The 19,083-nt window shown below is 68.3% G+C and carries 17 protein-coding genes and 1 pseudogene; 2 read left to right on the forward strand and 16 right to left on the reverse strand.

Going from position 1 to position 19,083, the window contains the following annotated elements:
* Positions 1–9: 9 nt before the first annotated feature.
* The 3 genes and pseudogenes from ACE3QW_RS03040 to ACE3QW_RS03050 all read right to left on the reverse strand — a co-directional run.
* Positions 10–1,374, reverse strand: coding sequence for an amidohydrolase family protein (locus ACE3QW_RS03040; RefSeq protein ID WP_374250381.1), 1,365 nt, complete (start codon positions 1,372–1,374; stop codon positions 10–12).
* Complete coding sequence (locus ACE3QW_RS03045; protein WP_374250382.1) at positions 1,374–2,462, reverse strand: maleylacetate reductase; 1,089 nt, start codon at positions 2,460–2,462, stop codon at positions 1,374–1,376. The genes ACE3QW_RS03040 and ACE3QW_RS03045 overlap by 1 nt, the downstream gene beginning before the upstream one ends.
* Before the next feature lie 126 nt (positions 2,463–2,588).
* Positions 2,589–2,900: pseudogene (locus tag ACE3QW_RS03050) on the reverse strand (Dabb family protein); the annotation flags it as partial.
* Positions 2,901–3,006: 106 nt separating this feature from the next.
* Between ACE3QW_RS03050 and ACE3QW_RS03055 the strand changes: the two are divergent.
* Together ACE3QW_RS03055 and ACE3QW_RS03060 are read left to right on the forward strand one after the other, a co-directional pair.
* Positions 3,007–3,921: a LysR family transcriptional regulator gene (locus ACE3QW_RS03055; RefSeq protein WP_029555552.1), complete on the forward strand. Its 915-nt coding sequence runs from the start codon at positions 3,007–3,009 to the stop codon at positions 3,919–3,921.
* Between the two features lie 75 nt (positions 3,922–3,996).
* Positions 3,997–4,311, forward strand: coding sequence for a hypothetical protein (locus ACE3QW_RS03060; protein ID WP_029555553.1), 315 nt, complete (start codon positions 3,997–3,999; stop codon positions 4,309–4,311).
* A gap of 18 nt (positions 4,312–4,329) precedes the next feature.
* Here the strand turns inward: ACE3QW_RS03060 and ACE3QW_RS03065 are convergent, their stop codons facing one another.
* The 13 genes from ACE3QW_RS03065 to ACE3QW_RS03125 form a co-directional block, all read right to left on the reverse strand.
* Complete coding sequence (locus ACE3QW_RS03065; protein WP_374250384.1) at positions 4,330–4,734, reverse strand: carboxymuconolactone decarboxylase family protein; 405 nt, start codon at positions 4,732–4,734, stop codon at positions 4,330–4,332.
* Positions 4,735–4,778: 44 nt separating this feature from the next.
* Positions 4,779–5,540, reverse strand: coding sequence for an ABC transporter permease (locus ACE3QW_RS03070; protein ID WP_024280652.1), 762 nt, complete (start codon positions 5,538–5,540; stop codon positions 4,779–4,781).
* Between the two features lie 88 nt (positions 5,541–5,628).
* Entirely contained in the window at positions 5,629–6,462 is an 834-nt protein-coding gene (locus tag ACE3QW_RS03075; RefSeq protein ID WP_374250401.1) for an ABC transporter ATP-binding protein, read from the reverse strand.
* Between the two features lie 113 nt (positions 6,463–6,575).
* Positions 6,576–7,622, reverse strand: coding sequence for an ABC transporter substrate-binding protein (locus tag ACE3QW_RS03080; protein WP_374250385.1), 1,047 nt, complete (start codon positions 7,620–7,622; stop codon positions 6,576–6,578).
* 169 nt (positions 7,623–7,791) lie between these two features.
* The gene (locus ACE3QW_RS03085; protein ID WP_374250386.1) at positions 7,792–8,721 is read right to left on the reverse strand and encodes an NAD(P)-dependent oxidoreductase; all 930 of its coding nucleotides are present in this window, start codon (positions 8,719–8,721) and stop codon (positions 7,792–7,794) included.
* A gap of 25 nt (positions 8,722–8,746) precedes the next feature.
* A complete protein-coding gene (locus ACE3QW_RS03090) occupies positions 8,747–9,559 on the reverse strand; it encodes an alpha/beta fold hydrolase (protein ID WP_374250387.1) in 813 nt (270 codons plus the stop codon).
* 113 nt (positions 9,560–9,672) lie between these two features.
* Positions 9,673–10,455: a GntR family transcriptional regulator gene (locus ACE3QW_RS03095; RefSeq protein ID WP_374250388.1), complete on the reverse strand. Its 783-nt coding sequence runs from the start codon at positions 10,453–10,455 to the stop codon at positions 9,673–9,675.
* A 59-nt stretch (positions 10,456–10,514) separates the two neighbouring features.
* A complete protein-coding gene (locus tag ACE3QW_RS03100; RefSeq protein ID WP_374250389.1) occupies positions 10,515–11,321 on the reverse strand; it encodes an N-acyl homoserine lactonase family protein in 807 nt (268 codons plus the stop codon).
* Complete coding sequence (locus tag ACE3QW_RS03105) at positions 11,318–12,358, reverse strand: NAD-dependent epimerase/dehydratase family protein (RefSeq protein WP_374250390.1); 1,041 nt, start codon at positions 12,356–12,358, stop codon at positions 11,318–11,320. Before ACE3QW_RS03105 ends, ACE3QW_RS03100 begins: the two co-directional genes overlap by 4 nt.
* Positions 12,351–13,076, reverse strand: a complete 726-nt coding sequence (locus ACE3QW_RS03110; RefSeq protein WP_250168705.1) for an enoyl-CoA hydratase/isomerase family protein — start codon at positions 13,074–13,076, stop codon at positions 12,351–12,353. The genes ACE3QW_RS03105 and ACE3QW_RS03110 overlap by 8 nt, the downstream gene beginning before the upstream one ends.
* A 172-nt stretch (positions 13,077–13,248) precedes the next feature.
* Positions 13,249–16,215 carry a putative bifunctional diguanylate cyclase/phosphodiesterase gene (locus ACE3QW_RS03115; RefSeq protein ID WP_374250391.1) on the reverse strand — a complete coding sequence of 989 codons (2,967 nt, stop codon included), beginning with the start codon at positions 16,213–16,215 and terminating at the stop codon, positions 13,249–13,251.
* Positions 16,216–16,384: 169 nt separating this feature from the next.
* On the reverse strand, positions 16,385–16,879 hold the full coding sequence (locus ACE3QW_RS03120; RefSeq protein ID WP_374250393.1) for a hypothetical protein: 495 nt from the start codon (positions 16,877–16,879) through the stop codon (positions 16,385–16,387).
* A 92-nt stretch (positions 16,880–16,971) separates the two neighbouring features.
* On the reverse strand, positions 16,972–19,083 hold a 2,112-nt coding region (locus ACE3QW_RS03125; RefSeq protein ID WP_374250394.1), incomplete at its 5' end, for an autotransporter domain-containing protein.

Consider the following 19,083-nt stretch of genomic DNA (forward strand, 5'->3'; position numbering starts at 1 on the left):
ATCCTCTCCTCACGCCGCCTTTTTGCCGAGGCCGAGCTCATCGACGATGCGCGCGCCCGAGGCGGTAAGCCGGGCGAGCTTCTCGTCGATGCCGGTGGCGAGCAGCGTCCTGTTCTTTTTCATGAAACGACCGGCGATCATCACCGCTTCCACGTCGCCGCGCCCGGCCTGCATCACCACCGTGGCGACGGGATCATGCACCGGCTGGAGGTGCAGCGCGCGGGCGTCGATGAGCACGAGGTCGGCCTGCTTGCCGGGGGCGAGGGAGCCGATGCGATGGTCGAGCCCGAGCATCCGCGCGCCCGCGATGGTGATCCATTCCAGCGCCTGCCGCACGCGAACGGTGGAGGTGGAGGGAATGGCACCGGTCTCGCGGCGGCTGTCCGTATTGTCCAGCACCCGCTGCATGCCCAGCGCGATGCGCGCGACGCCCATCATGTCGCCGGCGAGCACGCTTTCGAGATCCACCCCGAGGGAGGGCGCGGCGCCGCGCTTCAGGAGGCGGCCGGTGACGGGGAAGCCGTGGCCCTGCGTCATCTCGTTTTCCGGCGTCACGGAGAAGGAGGCGCCGAGGTCCACGAGGCGGGAGAAGAGTTCGTCGGAGAGATCGTTGCCGTGGACGACGTTGATGGCCGGGCCGACCAGCCCCTCGGCGATCAGCGTCTCCCAGCCGCCCGGCGTCTTCGCCGCGCCGCCACCCTGATGCATGGAGGCGACGAGGCCGAACTCGCGGGCGAGCCGGAAATCGGCGCGGGCGACCTCCATGGTCGAATAATGCGGGCCCAGGATGGCGAGGCCCAGCGTCAGTAGCCCATCCGTGCCGGCGAACGGACCGCGCATGAGGCGCTCGATCTCGGCGCGCGGGTGCGGCACTTCGGAGAAATGCGGCTCGCCGGGCTTCGGATCGGGCTTGGGGGAGCCGTGGAAGAAGGCGGCGCGGATGCCGCTTTCGGCGAGCGCTTCCACTGCCGCGTCCGTGTGGTCCGGCGTGGGATTATTGTGGCACCAGTCCACCAGGGTGGTGGTTCCGGCATCTATCTGCCCGAGCGCGCCCACCAGCGTCGCAATCCCGATGTCCTCGGGCCGGAAGCGGGTGGCGAGGCCGGCGTGCACCCAGCGGAAATATTCCAGCAGCGTCCAGTCGGCGGCAAGGCTGCGCAGTCCCGTCTGCCAGGTGTGCATGTGGGCATTCACGAAGCCGGGAACGCAGATGCGCCCTGCCCCATCCACCCGCTCCGCGTCCGCCGCCGCAATCTCAGGCCCGATGGCGGCGATGCGGCCATCCTCGATCAGGATGTCGCCCTTCGGCAGATCGCCGATGGCGGGCTCCATCGACAGGATGGTGGCGCCGGATATGAGGGTGCGGGCGCCCATCAGGCCGCCTCCTCCGCTGGCACCGCCGCCACCGGCCGCTCGCCGGAATAGGCGCGGGCGATGAGGTCGCGGATGCCATCGCGCGTCACAGGGCGCGGGTTCCAGTAGGGGTTCTCCACCGCGATGTCGGCGGCGGTCTCGATGCCGTCCGCCGGCATGCCGATGTCCGAGAGCGCGCGCGGCACGCCCAGCGCCCGCACCAGATCGAACAGCCCCTGCGCCGCATCCGGCGCACCGAGCGCGCGGGTGATGGCGGCCATGGCCTCCGGCGCGGCGGGGGCGTTGTAGGCCACCGCATGGGGGAGAACGATGGTGTGCGTCTCCGCGTGCGGCAGATTGAAGGTGCCGCCCAGCGTGTGGCAGAGCTTGTGGTGCAGCGCCATGCCCACCGCACCGAGGCAGCAGCCGCACAGCCACGCGCCGTAAAGCGCCATGGTGCGGGCCTCGATGTTCGCCGGCTCGTGGATGAGGATGGGCAGCGCAGAGGAGAGGGTGCGGATGCCGTCCTCCGCCATCAGCGAGATCACCGGATTGCGATCACGGGCGTAGAGCGCCTCCACCGCATGGGCGATGGCGTTGACGCCGGAGGTGGCGGAGAGGCCGGCCGGCAGGGTCAGCGTAAGGTCCACGTCGTAGATCACGGCTTCCGGCAGCACGTCGAGGGAGCGGATGGTGGTCTTGCGCCCCTCCTGTGTCTCACCGAGGATGGGCGTCATCTCCGAGCCGGCATAGGTGGTGGGGATGACGAGCTGCGGCACGCCGGTACGCAGGGCCAGCGCCTTGCCGAGCCCCGTCGTGGAGCCGCCGCCCAGCGCCACGACGCAATCCGCATCAGCCGCCTTCAGCGCATCGAGCGCCTTGTCCGTCACCTCCACCGGCGTGTGCATGGTGGCGCCGGGGAAGACCCCCGCGCAGTTTTCGCCGATGAGCTTGCCGATGCGCTCACCCTCCCCCGCCTGCTGCGGCGTGGTGAGCACCAGCGCCCGCCGCGCGCCGAGCCGCGCCACCTCGGCGCCGACCTCGGCGACGGCGCCGCGGCCGAAGCGGACGCGGATGGGCAGGGCCTCGTAGGTGAAGGTCTCGATCATGGTTCAGATCCGTTCGCGACGCACCGGAGGCGCGCCCTGAGGTCACTCGCCCGCAAGGAGGGCGCCGCGGGGATGCGGGATCGGGGCGGCAGCGGGATGACGGGTCTCGATGGCGCCGAACGCGGCGTCCTCGACCACATAGTCCACCTGGAAGCGCGCGATGCGCAGGTCCGCCAGTTCCTGGCGCACACGCAGATGCTCGGGATGGGAGGCGTAGGCGGCAAGATCGGCGGCGGTGGCGAATTCGGACACCAGCACCACATCGCAGGCATAATCGACATCGGAAATGTCGAGGCCGATCTCGACGCGGGTCATGCCGGCGACGCGGCCGCGCAGGCCCTCGAATGCGGCCTTGACCTTCTGCCGGGCGGCAGCGCGCTCCTCGCGCGTCTCTCCGCTCACGCGCCACATCACGATGTGGCGGATGGGTCCCATCATTGGCGTTTCCTCGACCTATTGGTCTTTCGTTGGATGTGAGTTTTGACTTGCGCACAGCGGAAATAAACGGGATTTTCCGGAACGGTCTTTTGCGCAAAGTGGAAATATGGATCGCCTGACCCAGATCGAGGTGTTCGTGAAGACCGCCGAGCTGCGCAGCCTCTCGCGGGCGGCGGAGGCATTGGGCATGTCCAACGCGGCGGTGAGCCGGCATCTCGCGGCGCTGGAGGAGCGCCTCGCCGCACGCCTCGTGGAGCGCAACACCCGCCGCCTCTGGCTGACAGAGGCGGGGCAGGAATTCTACCAGCGCAGCGGCACGCTCCTCACCGAACTGGCTGAAGCGGAAGAGGCGGTGAACGAGCACACCCTCGCCCCGCAGGGCCTGCTGCGGGTGACGAGCTCACTCTCCTTCGCCACCATCTATCTCGCGCCCATGCTACCGGAATTCCGCAAGCTCTATCCCAAGCTCAACGTCCATATCGCGGTCGCCAACCGCTACCTCGACTTCATCGAGGCGGGCATCGACGTCGCCATCCGCACCCGCCTGCACGAGCCGGACACCAATATCATCGTGCGCCGCCTCGGCCGGATGCGGCGCGTGCTGGCTGCCTCACCTGCTTATCTGGAAGAGCACGGCCGCCCACGCGAGCCGGCCGACCTCACGCGGCACGACATGCTGGTCTACAATCTTGCGCAGGACCCGTTCTCCCTGCGCCTCACCAAGGGCGACGCGGAGCGCACCGTGCGCATCACCGGCGCGCTGGACTGCAACGACGGGCAGGTGATCCGGCAGGCGGCCCTCTCGGGCCTCGGCATCCTCATCCAGCCGCTCTACATCGTGCAGGACGACCTCGCCTCCGGGCGCCTCGTTGCTGTGATGCAGGATTGGCAATTGCCCACGCTGACCATGAACATCGCCTACCAGAACCGCGAGCGCCTGCCGGCGAAGATCCGCGTGTTCACGGACTACCTCGTCAACTATGTGCGGCAGGTCTCAAGCAGCGGCATCTGGTCGGCCTGACCCGGCGCGTGTTGCCGGGGCCTCGGGTTTCGCCATGATGGGGTGATCCGACACCCCTTGCCTTCCGGGCGGCCCATGCAGCACATCCTCGGTGCCTTTTCAGCCCTCGATCCGCTCATTGCGCTGGGGGTGTTCATCGCCACGGCCGCCACCGACGCCTGCTACGTGGCCTTCACCTCGGCCGTGGTGGCGCGCCGGCGCCTCTCGGCGGCCAACTGGTCGAGCGTCTGGTACATGCTCTCCTCGTTCGCCGTCATCAGCTACACGGAGAACTGGGTCTATGTGGTGTTCGCGGCAGCGGGCTCGTGGGTCGGCGCCTTCCTGTCGCTGACCCTGCTGCATCGCCCCGGCGGGAAGGTGGCGCCTGTCGGCTCCTCCCCGCCGGACTAGCGATTGCGGCCGCGATACTCAGCCGGCCGCGGCGGCGTCGACCTCGCGGAACACCTCCTGCGCGATGCGCGAGGTCTCCAGCGCCACCGGAACACCGCAATAGATCGCGATCTGCAGCACCACCTCGCGGATCTCGTCGCGGGTGACGCCGTTGGTCAGCGCCCCCTTGAGGTGGAGCTTCAGTTCGTGCGGACGGTTCAGCGCCGACAGCATGACGATGTTGAGCATGCTGCGCGTCTTGCGCTCCAGCCCCGGCCGGCCCCAGATCGCGCCCCAGCAATATTCGGTGACCAGTTCCTGCAGGGGGCGGGCGAACTCGTCCACATTGGCCATGGAGCGCTCCACATGGGCGGCGCCCAGCACCGCCTTGCGGATCTCCATGCCCTTGTGCAGCAGGTTGGCGGCTTCGGTCGTTTCGGTCATCTGACTGTTCCTGGATGAATGGGCGTGACGTGAAGGGGTGCAGGTCAGGATTTGGGCTTGCCGACGATGAGGCGCTTCTCGACGAGGGTCACCGCAAGGTCGAGCACCAGCGCGAAGACGGTGAGGACGATGATGCCGGCGAACACGGCATTCACGTCGAACGTCGCCTCCGCCTGGAGGATCAGGTAGCCGACACCCCGGGCCGAGCCGAGATATTCGCCGACCACCGCGCCGACGAAGGCCATGCCCACCGACATGTGCAGGCTGGAGAACACCCAGCTCAATGCAGAAGGGATATAGACCGTGGTGAGGAGCTGGCGCCGGTTCGCGCCCAGCATCCGCGAATTGGCGAGGATGACCGGGTTCACCTCCCGCACGCCCTGGAAGACGTTGAAGAAGACCACGAAGAACACCAGCGTCACCCCCAGCGCCACCTTGGAGCCGATGCCGAGGCCGAACCAGACGATGAAGATGGGGCCGAGGATGACCCGCGGCATGGCGTTGAGCGCCTTGATGTAGGGATCGAACAGGGCTGCCGTGAGCGGCGAGAGGCCAAGCCACAGGCCGATGCCGATGCCCGACGCCACGCCGAGCAGGAAGGCGAGCAGCGTTTCGATCAGCGTGGTCGCGAGGTGGACGAAGATCTCGCCCGTCACGAACCAGCTGACGATCTGCTGGAACACCAGCACCGGATCGCCGAAGAAGAAGACCGGCAGGGCCTTGGATCGCACCAGCGCATACCAGGCGATGATGAGGGCCGCGAACAGCGCCGCCTGGAGCGCGGTGAGGACGATGGGGCCCGGCATCGCGCGCCGGCGGGATCGCCGTTGCGGGCGGGCGGCGGGGCGGCCGGGGGCAGTGCGGCCGGAGGCGCTGGGATCGGCGATCACGGCGTCAGTCCGCAAGTTTGCGCTGATTTCGCTCATAGGCTTTCAGGACCTCTTCCTTCATGGCGTCCCAGATCTGGTGGTAGAGCTCGACGAAGCGCGGCGTCATGCGGATCTCGGCGACGTCGCGCGGCCGCGGCAGGTCGATGAGGAACTCGGCGATGGGGTGCGTGGAGGGGCCGGCGGACAGAATGATGACCCGGTCCGACAGGGAGATCGCCTCTTCCAGGTCATGGGTGATGAACAGCACCGACTTGCGATAGGTGGTCCAGAGCTGGAGCAGCTCGTTCTCCATCAGCACGCGCGTCTGCACGTCCAGTGCGCTGAACGGTTCGTCCATGAGCACGATCTTGGGATCGCGAATGAGTGTCTGGGCCAGCGCGACGCGCTTGCGCATGCCGCCGGACATTTCGTGCGGGAAGCGCTCGCCATGTCCGGAAAGCCCGACACGGGCAAGCCACTCGTTGCCGAGCCGCTCGGCCGCCTTGCGCTCCGTCCCCGCATATTCGAGGCCGGTGATGACGTTTGACAGCGCGGTTCGCCACGGCATCAGCGCGTCCGCCTGGAAGAGATAGCCGGCATCCGCATTGATGCCCTCCAGCGACCGGCCATAGACGCAGATGTCGCCTTCCGAGGGTTCGAGCAGACCCGCGGCAACATTCAGCAGGGTGGACTTGCCGCAGCCGGTAGGACCGACGATGGAAACGAACTCGCCATCCCCCACATGAAGGCTGGCGTCGTTCACCGCCGTATAGGCACCGAAGCGCACTGAGACGTGGTCGAACAGGAGGGCCGGCGGCGGGCCGGCGTGAGCGGAGAGGTCACCGACGGGCGCTGGCATGCGGACGGGGCCGGCTTCCGGTTGAAGGCCGAAGGTCATGAAACGTCTCCCTGAGGGCGCGGGAACTGGGGGGCGCGGGACCGAGAGGCCGGCATCGGCCCCTCGGCGACACGTCAGTGCTTCGCGGCCGGGCCGTATTTCTTCAGCGCACGTTCCACGAGGCTGTTGTCATAGGTGCGCGGGATGTCGAGGCTGGCCGATTTCAGCGCCGGCTCCATCACCGAGATGGTGGCGAGCACGTTCTTCGCCGCCTCCGGCGTCACGATGCCGTCCCATTGGAAGGCGGAAAGGTTCTGCTGCAGCGATTTGCGGTAGAGCGCTTCGTCGGCCTTGTAATATTCGGCCGGAACCGAAGCGATGATGTCGTCGATGCTCGCGGTCTTCAGCCATTGCATGGCCCGGACCAGCGCATTGGACACGGCCTGCGACGTGTTCGGATTGGCCTTGATGAAGTCGGTGCGGGCGTAAAGGCAATCGGCGAGGTAAGGACCCCCGAAGGCGATCTGCGAGCCTTCCGCGTTCCGGCTGTCCACCAGCACCACCACTTCCTTCGCATCGGTGAGCGAGGTGATGGCGGGATCCAGATTGACGATGGCATCAAGCTCGGTGCCAGAGCGGATGGCGGCGACCGCGCTCGGCCCGGTGCCGATGGAGATGAAACTCGCATCCTTCCAGTTGACGCCGGCCCGCTCCAGCAGCTGGGCGACGAAATTCTGCGTGGAGGCGCCCGGCGCCGAGATGCCGATCTTCTTGCCCTTGAGATCCTTGACGCCCTTGATGCTGTCCGCCTTCGTCGCGCGCACGGCGAGCACATTGCCTGGATAGCGACCGAAGACGGTGATGCAGGTGAGATCCTGCCCCTTGGACTGCAGCCGCAGCATGTGCTCGTACGCCCCTTCGCCGATGTCGGCGCCGCCGGCGACCACGGCCTGGAGGGCCGCGGTGCCCGAGCTGAAGGCCGTGGAATCCACCGTAAGGCCTTCGTCCTCGAAGTATTTTTTATTCAGCGCGACGAAGTACGCGATCTTGTTCATCTGGCTGATGGAACCGCCGACCGCGATCGAGATCTTCGGCTTCTCGAGGCCCGCGGCTCCGGCCGCTCCCGGCAGGAGGGCGAGGCCCATCCATCCGGCGGCGATGATGCTTCTGACGATGGACATTGGCTTCCTCCACGGATGCGACATTTGCTTGGCGGCGTCGCGTCGCTTGAGGGGCGCTTGGCGCCCTCTTCATTTTCTGACTTATTGTATGACAATATGGCCAATGAGATGGATGTCAACCATGTCCGACTGACTTTCCGTCATCCGGCCCTCCCGCAGAAAGTCGCCGCTACTTTCCCCTGTTCAGAATCCCGTCCAGCGTCTCGCGGTCGACCTTGATCGCGACGCCGGCGCGCTCTTCCTGCACCAGCATGGCGACGCGGGAATCCCTCTTTCCCCAGCCCCGGTTGCGGGCTTCCGTCATCTCGGCCAGCGTCATCTCGGTGAACCGTGCCGGGACGCCGACCTCCCGCGCGAGGGCCGCGGCCAGCGACACGTCCTTGAACGCAAGATCGAGGGCGAAGGACACCTCGTCGAAGGCCGCCGGCAGGAACTGGTCGGCGAGACGGTCCACCACATTCTGGCGCCCGAGCGATCCTTCCCGGATCGCGGCGAACAGGGTGGCGGGGTCCACACCCGCCTTGACGCCGATGGTGATGACCTCCGCCAGAACCATCTGGATGCCGTAGTTCGCGCTGTTGTGGACCAGCTTCGCCGTGGTGGCCGCGCCGAGCGCGCCGAGAAACATCACCCGGTCGCCCAGCAGCTCGAGATGTGGCCGGCAGGCCTCGAAAGCATCCTCGCTGCCGCTCACCCAGATGGCCAGCCGGCGCGTGCGCGCGCCCTTGGGGCCGCCACTCACCGGCGCGTCCAGCAGGGCGACGCCATGGGCCGCGAGGCGCTCCCCCAGCGCACGCACCGCTGCCGGCGCGCTGGTGGTCATGTCGATGAGCGTCGCGCCGGCCGAGAGCCCCTCGGCGAGGCCGTCGTTGCCGAACACCACCGCCTCGACCTCGGCCGGGCCGGGCAGCATGGTGAAGATCTCGCGGGCCCTCGCCGCGACATCGCGCGACGACGGCACCCACAGAGCACCCAGCGCCTCGAACGGTGCCGCGGCCTCGCGCCGGCGCGTATGGATGACGAGTTCCTGGCCGGCTTCAAGGAGCCGCGTCGCCAGCGGAGCGCCCATGGCGCCGAGGCCGATGAAACCGATGGGCACGGACGTCACCTCCTGTTGCGCGGTGTCAGAGACCGTTGAGGAAGGCGAGAAGCCGCCGGTTCACCTCGTCCGGGGCTTCCAGCGGCGCCATGTGCGAGGCATCGGGAATGATCTCCAGCCGCGCGCCGGGGATGCCGCGCGCGATGACCTCGGATGCCGCGACGGGCGTCGTCGGGTCCTTTTCCCCCACCATCACCAGTGTTGGCTTCGCGATTTCGCCGAGGCGCGGCGCGACGTCGAGGGTCGAGATCATGTCCCACATGGCGGCATGAACGTGAGGATCGGCCGCGCGCAAGGTCTTCGCGACCCGGTCGAGCACGTCGGGCCGCCGCGCCGCGAAGCCGGGCGTGAACCAGCGCTCCAGCGTTGGCGCGACGATCGCCTCCATACCGCCCGCCCGCACCTGCGCCGCACGCCCCCGCACAGCCGCCCGCCCCGCATCGGCAAAGGTGCTGACCGTATCCATGAGGCACAGCGCGCGGACAAGATCGGGGCGCGCGAGCGCCAGCGTCTGGGCGATCATGCCACCAACGGACAGCCCCACCACGCAGGCCGGCCCCACCCCTGCCGTTTCGATGAGCCCGGCGAGATCGGCGGCCGCATCGTCGAACCCCAAGGGCAGGCCGGGCGCGGGCGAAGCGCCGTGGCCGGCAAGGTCGTAGGCGATCACGTCGAAGCTTTCGGCGAGCGCGCCGATCTGCCGGTCCCAATAGGTCAGGTCGAGCGCGACGGCATGGATGAGCACCACCAGCGGGGCGCCACGGCGTCCGGCGCGCACCTGGTGAAGCGCCGGGGTGGCCCCCGAAAGCGGCGGACTTGACGGATCGGCATGGGGCATCACGCAAGCTCCTTCGGCGGCCCACGCTGGGCGTGCGCCATCAATCGCGCGCTCGAGGCGGCTGCACGGGTGTTTTCAACGGAACAGGCGCGGCCACCGCGCCTGAAGGCGAACTACATGCGGGCGAGGCGCGGCTCGCCCGCGGCCGGAGCGGCGGTCCCCTTGTCCCTGGCGGCCGCTTCCTTCGTGCCCCGCTTGCGGACCGGGCGATCGCGCTCGGCCTCCTTGGCGGTGAGCACCGCATCGGCGATGGCGGCGGCGTTCATCACGTGGCGGCGGCAGGCCTGTCCGGCCGCCTCGGGATCGCGCCGGGCGATGGCCTCCATGATGTCGCCGATTTCACCGAGGCTCTTCGCCAGCCGGCCCGGCTGGGAGAGCGTATGGGCGCGCAGCATGGTGACCCGCCAGTGGATCATGCGCAGCATGTCCTCCAGCATCGGATTGTGCGCGCCGGCCGTGAGCGCGGCATAAAAGGCCGTCTTGACCAGCAACAGATCGCTGCCCGGCTTGCCGCGGCTGGCTTTCCTGAAAGCGGCGAAGGCGCTCTCCAGCGCCTTGTGCTCGGCCTCCGTGGCTCGCTCGGCGAAGCAACGCCCGGCCATCTCCTCCAGCGTCGCGCGCAGTTCATAGATCGAGCGCGCGTCCTCGGCGGTGTAGATGGCAACGATGGGACCGCGATGGGGGATGATCTGCAGGATGCCCTCCGCCGCGAGCTGGCTCAGGGCCTCCCGCAGCAGGGTTCGGCTCACCTGGAACATCTCGCAGATTTCGCGCTCCACCAATCGGTCGCCCGGCTGGAAGCGCCCTTCGAGAATGGCGGTGCGCAGGGCCTCGATCACCTGCTTCTTGAGCGATGCCGCCTGGTGCATGGCCGCAAGGCTGGCTGGCGTGGTCATTGCTGGCTTCCTTGGCTCGCGGTCCCGATGGATTCGATGCGCTGTGTCCACTGACGAAATCAGATGACGGGCGGCTCGTCGAGCCGCACGACGATGCCGTCCAGTTCCGGCTTCGGCGGCCGGTAGCGCTTCATCACCAGCGGATCGTGCCCGGGGATGATGTGGTCCGGCGAGGGCGCGGCAGCCTTCAGCCGGTCGAAGCCCTCCAGCATGCATCCCACGTGGAAGGCGGTGACGAACGGACGCTCGGTGTCCATGTTCTCGTAGAAGTGCGTCACGTCCGACGCCAGCACCACCGGTCCGCGGCGGGTATTGACCCGCACGAACTGGAGCCCGGCGGAATGCCCGGGTGCGGGGTGCAGCGTCACGCCCGGCGCGAGTTCCGCACCGCCGTCATAGAAGTTGACGCGACCGGCATAATTGGCGCGGACCATGCCCACCACATCCTCCACCTCGAAGGAATGGCGCAGGCGGCGGTAGCGCATGTAGCGTCCCACCGCAAAGTGCATCTCCGCCTCCTGCAGGTGGAAGGTCGCGGCGGGAAAGAGGTCGAAATTGCCCACGTGGTCGTAGTGCAGGTGGGTGAGAATCACATCCTGCACGGTCGCGGGATCAAGCCCCAACAGCTTCAGCGCCTCGGCCGGGCAGCGCAGGAAATCGCGCTTGCGGCGCGCCGCGACCTCTGCATTGAAGCCCGTATCCACCACGAAGCTGCGCGCTTCGCCGACAATGGCCCAGACGTAATAGTCAAGCGGCATGGACGCATCGTGGGGATCGCCGCCGATGAAATTGTCCGCCCGTTTCGCATCTCGCGTGGCGTAGCGGATGGCGAAGACCTCGTAGGTGGGGATCGCCTGTGCGCTCATGCCGCCTGCCCCTTCGGATGAGACCCGCTCGCGCCGGCGAAGGCGCGGTAGCGCTCCGCATAGTCGCGGATACCCTGTTCCAGCGTGAAGTCCGGCGCCCAGCCGAGCACCGCGCGGGCCGCGGAAATGTCGAGGGAGGCGCGCATGCGCGCATTCACCTCCTCCAGGGGCGACAGCGCGTCACCGATCTCGATATCGGCGCCGGGCACCACCTGCCGGACGATCCGCGCCACCTCTGCGGCCGCCGTCACCTGTCCAGCCGCCACGTTGAAGACGCGCTGGGCACCCTCGGCGGGGGCCGGAACGGCGAGCGCGCGCACGACCGCCCTGGCGCAGTCCGGGACGTAGGTGTAGTCGCGCTTCATCGGCCCGCCGGTCGCGAACCGCACGGGCCGGCCCAGCACCGCACCCTCCACCATGGGTTTGATGAACATGGGCGCGCGCATGCCGAGGCCGTAGACGGCGGTCACGCGCAGCGCCAGCACATCGAGTGCATGGAAGGAGGCATAGGCGAGGCCGATGGCCTCGCAGGCCATCTTGGTGGTGCCGTAATGACCGGCGGGGTTGCCCTGCACCACCGAGAAGACCGGGTCCGTCTCCTTCAGCGGCGAGCCGTCGCCGCCATGGTAGGCGGCGTTGCTGGACAGGTAGACGAGCCTCGCCATGCCGAGCTGCCGTGCCGCCTCGCACACATTCACCATGCCGGTGATGTTGGTGTGGTAGGTCGCCCCCGGCTGGGCGAGGGAGGTCTCCAGCCCCACGATGCCGGCGCTGTGGACGATGGCCTCGATCCGCTCTGTCCGGCACACGTCCATGAGACGCGCAAGGTCCGTAGTCTGGCCCGTGGCATGGACGACGTCGCCCGCCCCCGCGGCAGCGAGCGTGACGAGGGCTTCGGGCCCCGGCGCGGCCATGTCGTAGCTGACCACGCCATGTCCGGCCTTGGCGAGCGCCGCCGCCACATGGCTTCCGAGAAAGCCGGACCCGCCCGTCACCAGCACGCGCATGGGGCTGCCTCCCGAACCGGCCTCAGCCATGGGCCTTCTGCGCCCGCTCGGCGAGCAGGACGCTCATGAGCGAGACCGCGTATTCGCTGCGCTGCGGGTCGGAGAGCCCGGCGGCCTCGCGACCGAATTTGCGCAGCAGGGTGATGGACATGGGGTCCTGGGCGGCGACGAAATCGGCGACACGCAGCGCTTCGGCCAGCGCTGCACCGGGTGGGACCACGGAGGTGACAATGCCGTAACCCTCTGCGTCCGCAGCGGAAATTTCCCGGCTGGACAGGGACAGCTCGAAGCCCCTTTTGTAGGAGACGAAGCGGAACAGGTAGGACAGCACGATCAGCGGCGGCATGCCGTGGGACATTTCCGGCAAGGCGAAGCGGGCATTCTCGGCCGCGACCACATAGTCCGCCTGGGCCGACATGCCGAAGCCCCAGCCGAGCGCAAGGCCTTCCACTGCAAGGATTGTCGGCACCGGCAAGGCGGCGAAGGCGGCATTCACCTTGAGGATGGCGTTGAGGTCTTCCGCGACATCGGATGCCCGAGTCAGGCCCTTCTTGCCGACACGGCCGCCGCAGAAGTTGGCGCCCTGCCCGGCGACCACCAGGGCCCGCATACCGGGTTGATTTGCAAGGGTTTTGGCCGTCTCGGCGAGGTCCAGCAGGGCCTCGGTGTCCAGATGGTTCGGCTCGCCTTGTCCCACCAGCGTCAACACGATGACGCCATTGCCTTTTTCCTCGACGCGAACGGCCATTCCCGGGGCTCCCTGCGCGGCCCTCTGGCGGGCCGCCTTGTTTTTTTCATCGGGAGGGAGTGTGGCACCGCGGCCGAGGAATGTAAACTGATTGTACGACAATAATCTGCACAGACAAACGGACAGCCGGAGCCCCACGCGCGGAGGCGGGGACCGCCCCGAAGGTCCCCGTTCAGCGCGATGCGGACTTCGCGCCGGCGGCACCAAAAGCGTTGGAAAACAACGCCTCGAAGCGCTCCGGAGGCAGCGGCCGGCTCCAGAAATAGCCCTGCCCGAAGGTGCAGCCGTTGGCGACGAGGAAGGCCATCTGCGCGGCCTCCTCGACCCCCTCCGCCAGGATCTCGATGTCGAGCGCTCGGGCCATGGCGATCATGGCCCGGACCAGTTCGCCATCGACCGCGGAGGCGGGCAGGTCGCGCACGAAACTCTGGTCGATCTTCAGCCGGGAGATGGGGAAGCGCTTGAGGTAGGCGAGGGAGGAATAGCCGGTGCCGAAATCGTCGATGGCGATCCTGACACCCAGTTCCGCGATGCGTTTCAGCTTCGATTCAGCACCGGAATCGGCGCCGAAAAGCATGCTTTCGGTGATTTCGAATTCGATGCTGTCAGCCGGCACCCCGGCGGCGGCAAGCGCCGCCTCGGTCTTCGCGCAGATGTCGGTGGCGTTGAGCTGCCCGGCGGAGATGTTCACGGCGACGAACGCGCACGGCAGCCCGGCCATCCGCCAGCGCGCCATCTGGGTGCAGGCGGTCGCCAGCACGAAGTCGCCGAGGGGGACGATGAGGCCGGTTTCCTCGGCCACCGGGATGAAGCGGTCGGGGCCGATCATCTCGCCCTCGGGGGTGATCCAGCGCACCAGCGCCTCGGCGCCGACGATGGTCTGGTCTTCGAGGCGGACGATGGGCTGGTAGTGGACGGTGAATTCGTGCTCCGCCAGCGCCCGGCGCAGGTTCGCCACCAGTTCCACGCGCGCCCGCGCATCACGGGTCAGGGCGTCGGTGTAGAAGGCATAGGTCCGCCCGCCCCGGCTCTTGGCCTGGTAGAGCGCGGAATGGGCGTGCTGGAGCAGGGTCTCGGCGTCGCTCGCGTCCTCGGGGTAGAGGCTGATGCCGATGCTGGCATTGATGAAGAGATTGCTCACGCCCTCGGCCGCGAACGGCTCGCCGAGGGCGTCGATGAGCCGGTCGGCGAAGCGGATGGCCTCCTTCGGCCCCTCGCAACCGTCGATCAGCACCACGAACTCGTCGGCGCCGTAGCGGCCGATGGTGGCATCCTCGGGCACCGCCTTGCGCAGGTGCTGCGCGGCCGCCCGCAGCACCTCGTCGCCGGCGGCGAAGCCGAGGCTGTCGTTGATGGTCTTGAGATGGTCGATGTCGATGTAGAGCACCGCGCACTGGGTGTCCGGGCGGGTCAGCTCGTGCTCGATCAGGGAGAAGATGAGGGTGCGGTTGGGCAGGCCGGTGAGCGGATCGTAGCGCGTCAGGCGGTCCACCTCGAGCTCGGACTTGCGCGCCTGGGTGATGTCGTTGAAGGCGCCCACATAGCTCTCCGGCGCGCCGGTGCGGCCGTAGACCGTGCTGATGACCGTCTGCTGCAGGTAGAGCGTGCCGTCCTTGCGGCGGTTCCAGATCTCGCCGCGCCAGACGCCGTTGTCCTTCAGGGCGGCCCACAGCAGCTGGTAGAACAGCCGGTCGTGCCGCCCGGAGCTGAGGAACCGCATGTTCTGGCCGAGCACCTCGGCCTCCCCGTGGCCGGTGATGGCGACGAAGGCCGGATTGACCGCCGTGATCCGTCCGGCGAGGTCCGTCACCACCAGCCCCTCCTGGGTGTTGGTGAAGACGGCCTCCGCCAGCGTCAGGTGATGCTCCGCCACGATGCGGGCGGTGGCATCGGAGGCCATCAGGATGATGTAGCCCTCGCCTTCCGGCGTGTCACGCGCGATGGACTGGACGCACGACAGCCAGATCTCCTTGCCGGCACGGGTGAGGTGGGGCTGGTCGCTGCGCGCCTCGACGACCGTCCCCGAGGGCAGCGACGAGACGGCCTCGCGGCTGGTGCCGCCGACCGCCCCGGCCCGGATGTTCGGCCGCACGTCGGCATAGCTGCGCCCGAGCAGGTCCGCCCGGCCATAGCCCAGGAGGGCGCAGAGGGTTTCGTTGACCCTGAGGAAACGCCCGTCGAGGTCAAGATGGGCGATGCCCTCGGCGGCCTGTTCGAAGGTCGCCCGGAAGCGCTCCTCCGCCGCATGGAGCGCGGCCTTCTGGTCGGCTTCGGCCAGCGCGACGCGCAGCCTCTGGCGCTGGACGAAAAGCAGCGTCAGCGCGCCTACCACCACGAGGCAGGCGGCGGCGGTGATGGCGGAGAGGAAGGCGACGCCGCGCACGTCGTCCACCACGTCGGCCGTGGCGACGGTCGCGATGAGCACCGCGTTGGCCGCGGGCACCATCGCCGCCGCCACCAGCAGTGGCACGTCGTCCGGCGGGGTGATGACGTCGGCGGCGAGGCCGGCCGCGCCGGCGGCAGCGAGGGGCACCAGGGCGTCGGGCAGCGCCTGCTGGGCCCCGGCGATCATCCATCGCCCGTCGCTACCGGTCTTGGTGGCGAGGAGCACCCGGCCGCTGTCGCCCATCAGGCCGGCGAATTCCTGCAGGCGGCTGAAGCCGGCGCTGCCGTCGGTGACGATGGCGAGGAGGGCCGCCTGCGGCTGCTGCGGCGCTTGCGGCGTCGCATCCAGCATTCCCCGCGCCACGTCCGCATCGATGGACCGGGCCACCGCCTCGGTCATGAATTCGAGCTGCCCCCTGCGCTCGCCGAGCAGCGTGTCGGAGGCCGACCGGAAGACCGCATAGCTGATGAGCCCGACCGGCAGCGTGAGCAGCGCGAGGAGCGCGAACAGCACCCAGCTCCGTAACGCGAGGACCGGCCGGGCCTCGTCCGTGCCCTGGGCGGCAGCATGCAGCGCGAAATAGAGAAGGGCGGTCGTGACCGCGACGAACACGAACCCCTTGAGGGTGGAGAAAACGCCGAAGCCGATGGAGCCCCCGACGCTCTCGATGAAGCGGTCGGAGAAGTAGATCCACAAAAGCGCGCCGACCGCATAGGCGATCGTCACGGACGCGATGTACGAGCGGCGTTTCATCGGCGCGCTTCTTTCCGAAGCCAGCATCCGTCCATAGCACATATCCGGAGCTGAAAGTGCGGCCGGGCTCGGGATTGCGTGTCCGCCCAGCAAAAAAATACGCCCCTGCAAGGGGGTACGGCAAACCATCCGTACGGTCGAGCCCCACGGCGCGTTGGGGCGGACCGGCTCAGGGGATGGGCGCGACCACGTTGTCGAAGCTGATGACGACGTCGGTCTGCTGCTGCTTGGAGGTCATGCGGATCGGCAGGCCGCTGTCCACCGCGATCCACACCCGCTGGGGATCGAACGCGGGGGCTCCCGGCATGGGCGGCGGCGTGTAGTCGTAGGCCACCGCATTCTTGCCCTGCACCGTCTCCGGGCCGACGCGTCGGCAGTCCTTGAGGCTGGAGGCGCCGGGAATGACCTTCTTCTGCATCTCCACGCGCCCGCCCGGTCCAAGCGGCATCTTGGTCCACTTGGCCCCATGCTTGACGTACATGACATCGCCGACGATCACCGCCTCCATCAAGAGCGCGCCGGCCATCGCGGCCACCTGCCGGTAGGCCGGAACCTTGCTGAGCCGATCATAGGCGTCCGCCACGCTTTGGCAGTCATCGGCCCGCGCCGACGAGAGCGGCGCGACGAGACAACCCAGCACCAGGACCGCTGTGGCGGCGCGCATGACGTTTCCTTTCAGATTGGGCGCGCCAGCTTAGGCCTCGCCATGCGGCTACACAATCAACCGTCAGGACGTGGGACACACCTGCCATGTCCCTACCACTGATAGCGCACCCCGCCCCGCGCGTTCGCCGCCGCGTAGCCTTCGCCGAACTTGAGACTGGCGGTGGTGAAGCCATTCCAGCCGTTGCCCTTGGCAAACACGTTGAAGCCGCCGCCGATCTCGCCGAAGGCGCCGTTGAAGTCGTCGGCGACGGTCAGTGGCAGCCCAGGGTTGTAGATGGTCACCGTATTGTCCCCAAGGAACTCGTACCAGAGTCGCGCATTCAGATTGGCCTCGATGCGCAGCGACGCGTTGTCGTAGACCGGCCCGCCCACGCGGGCGCCGAGGCCCACCCTCAGGCTGTCATTGCTGCCGAAGTCCGCCGACGTGCCCGGCATCAGGAACACGTTGTTGATGCGGGTGGAGACGTAGCTCAGCGTGGCGATGGGCTCGAAGAAGCCGGTGGCGCCGAGCTTTGCCCGGTATCCGGTGTCGAGGGTGAAGCCGAGGCTGGTCGCCTGCGCGCTCTGGCCGTAGGCCGCCACCCCGCCGAGGGTGGGCGCGGTGTAGTTCATGGAGAGGATGTCCGCCTTGAACAGGCCGTCCACGAACCAGTTGCGGTTGAGATAGGTGGCATAGGCGCCTACCGTGCCGCCGGAATAGCTGGCGGAGGTCGGCGAGGCATCGAAGCCGAGCTGGGAGGTGACGTAGCCGCCCATCACGCCGAACATCACCGCATCCCTGCCGGACGCGGACAGGTTCGTCTTGCCGAAGTCGGCGCCGGCGATGAAGCCGTAGGTGTCCTGCGCATAGCCCATGTCGTAGGTGTAGGCCCCGCCCGGCACCGTGGCGGTGGCGTTCGAGTCGCGCAGGCCCCAGCTGCCCACGGCCTTGGCCCACACGCCCGGCGTCACGCTCTGCGATCCGGCGCTGGAGGCCTTGCCGACGACGCCCCCATTGCCCCCGTCGAGATAGGTGCGCAGGTCCGCCTGCCGGTCCAGCCAGCCGCCGCTGGTCTCGTACCAGATGCTCTGCGCGCCGGTGACGAGGCGCGGCAGTTCGTAGGCCTCCCGGTCGGGCACGCCGACGAGGTAGGTGTCGTTGCCGCGGGTCACGAGGTCGTAGAAGAACACGCCCTTGTCGATGACGCCGCCGAAGCGCGGATCGTAGCCGGCCGACTGGGAGGAGATGACGAAGCTCGCCTCCTGGGTGCCGTACTTGCCGTAGGAGACGGCATCGGGGTTCACCACCTCCACCACCATCATGCCCTTGGGGTTGTAGCCGCCGGCGCTACCGCTCACGTCGTTGATGACGATGGCCGTCTGCCCCTGCGTCGCCACCGTGCCGGCGGGCAAAAGGTTGCCGTTGGCATCGAGGCCGCCCACCACCAGCTTGTCGGCGGTGGAGCCGGGGCCGCCGAGCCAGGCGTCGATGCCGAGGCGGCTGTTGCCCTGCCCCACGAACACGCCGCTCACATAGGTCACGTCGCGGGCGCCGTTATAGGCGGTCTGGCCGGGCGTCTCGTCGATCATGGTGAGGAGGCCGGCGTCGGTCGAAACGAGGCTGCCGTTGACGAAGGTTTCGAGGCCCGTGAACGTGGTGGTCTCCCCCTGCGCGCCGTTGAGGGCGGTGACGGTGAGGCCGACATTGTTCACCTGGTCGATGCCGCCGCCGAAGCTGTTGGCGCCCACCGTGACCCAGGTGTTGGAGCTTCGATTGTTGAAGGTGTCGTTGCCGTCGGAAAAGCTCACCCGGCCCACCACCGTGCCGTTGTTGGTGACGGTGGTGGAGCCCGCATCGGCGCGGATCGCCACGCGCCCGGCGGCGCTGGCGAGGTCGCCATTGGCCGCGTACGTCCAGGAGCTGACCAGCGAACCCGTGCCGACATCGATGGTGGTGCCGGTGCCGCTCGACACGCGGATCACCGCCTCGTCTTCCGATGCGCCCGAGCCGGACACCACGCTGAAGGCGCCGATGCCCACCGCGACGGTGCCCGTCCCGTCGGCGCGGATGCCGTTGCCCGTGCCCCCCTGCCCCGCATCCGCATAGACGCGCGCGCCGGTGCCGAGGGTGACGACGGTGGCGCCGCCGCCGCCCGCCAGCGTGCGGATGCCGGTGCCGCCGGAGAGGATGCGGACGCCGTCCGCGAGCGTCACCGTCACGTC

It is taken from the genome of Xanthobacter sp. (assembly GCF_041911315.1).
Classification (GTDB): domain Bacteria; phylum Pseudomonadota; class Alphaproteobacteria; order Rhizobiales; family Xanthobacteraceae; genus Xanthobacter; species Xanthobacter aminoxidans.

What these genes read in the sequence shown, in the direction of transcription:
- ACE3QW_RS03075 (WP_374250401.1), bottom strand. Translation starts at nt 6,462, where the DNA reads ATGCCAGCGCCCGTCGGTGACCTCTCCGCTCACGCCGGCCCGCCGCCG.
- ACE3QW_RS03080 (WP_374250385.1), bottom strand. Translation starts at nt 7,622, where the DNA reads ATGTCCATCGTCAGAAGCATCATCGCCGCCGGATGGATGGGCCTCGCC.
- ACE3QW_RS03055 (WP_029555552.1), top strand. Translation starts at nt 3,007, where the DNA reads ATGGATCGCCTGACCCAGATCGAGGTGTTCGTGAAGACCGCCGAGCTG.
- ACE3QW_RS03095 (WP_374250388.1), bottom strand. Translation starts at nt 10,455, where the DNA reads ATGACCACGCCAGCCAGCCTTGCGGCCATGCACCAGGCGGCATCGCTC.
- ACE3QW_RS03090 (WP_374250387.1), bottom strand. Translation starts at nt 9,559, where the DNA reads ATGCCCCATGCCGATCCGTCAAGTCCGCCGCTTTCGGGGGCCACCCCG.
- ACE3QW_RS03110 (WP_250168705.1), bottom strand. Translation starts at nt 13,076, where the DNA reads ATGGCCGTTCGCGTCGAGGAAAAAGGCAATGGCGTCATCGTGTTGACG.
- ACE3QW_RS03070 (WP_024280652.1), bottom strand. Translation starts at nt 5,540, where the DNA reads ATGCCGGGCCCCATCGTCCTCACCGCGCTCCAGGCGGCGCTGTTCGCG.
- ACE3QW_RS03060 (WP_029555553.1), top strand. Translation starts at nt 3,997, where the DNA reads ATGCAGCACATCCTCGGTGCCTTTTCAGCCCTCGATCCGCTCATTGCG.
- ACE3QW_RS03040 (WP_374250381.1), bottom strand. Translation starts at nt 1,374, where the DNA reads ATGGGCGCCCGCACCCTCATATCCGGCGCCACCATCCTGTCGATGGAG.
- ACE3QW_RS03120 (WP_374250393.1), bottom strand. Translation starts at nt 16,879, where the DNA reads ATGCGCGCCGCCACAGCGGTCCTGGTGCTGGGTTGTCTCGTCGCGCCG.
- ACE3QW_RS03105 (WP_374250390.1), bottom strand. Translation starts at nt 12,358, where the DNA reads ATGGCTGAGGCCGGTTCGGGAGGCAGCCCCATGCGCGTGCTGGTGACG.
- ACE3QW_RS03115 (WP_374250391.1), bottom strand. Translation starts at nt 16,215, where the DNA reads ATGAAACGCCGCTCGTACATCGCGTCCGTGACGATCGCCTATGCGGTC.
- ACE3QW_RS03100 (WP_374250389.1), bottom strand. Translation starts at nt 11,321, where the DNA reads ATGAGCGCACAGGCGATCCCCACCTACGAGGTCTTCGCCATCCGCTAC.
- ACE3QW_RS03045 (WP_374250382.1), bottom strand. Translation starts at nt 2,462, where the DNA reads ATGATCGAGACCTTCACCTACGAGGCCCTGCCCATCCGCGTCCGCTTC.
- ACE3QW_RS03065 (WP_374250384.1), bottom strand. Translation starts at nt 4,734, where the DNA reads ATGACCGAAACGACCGAAGCCGCCAACCTGCTGCACAAGGGCATGGAG.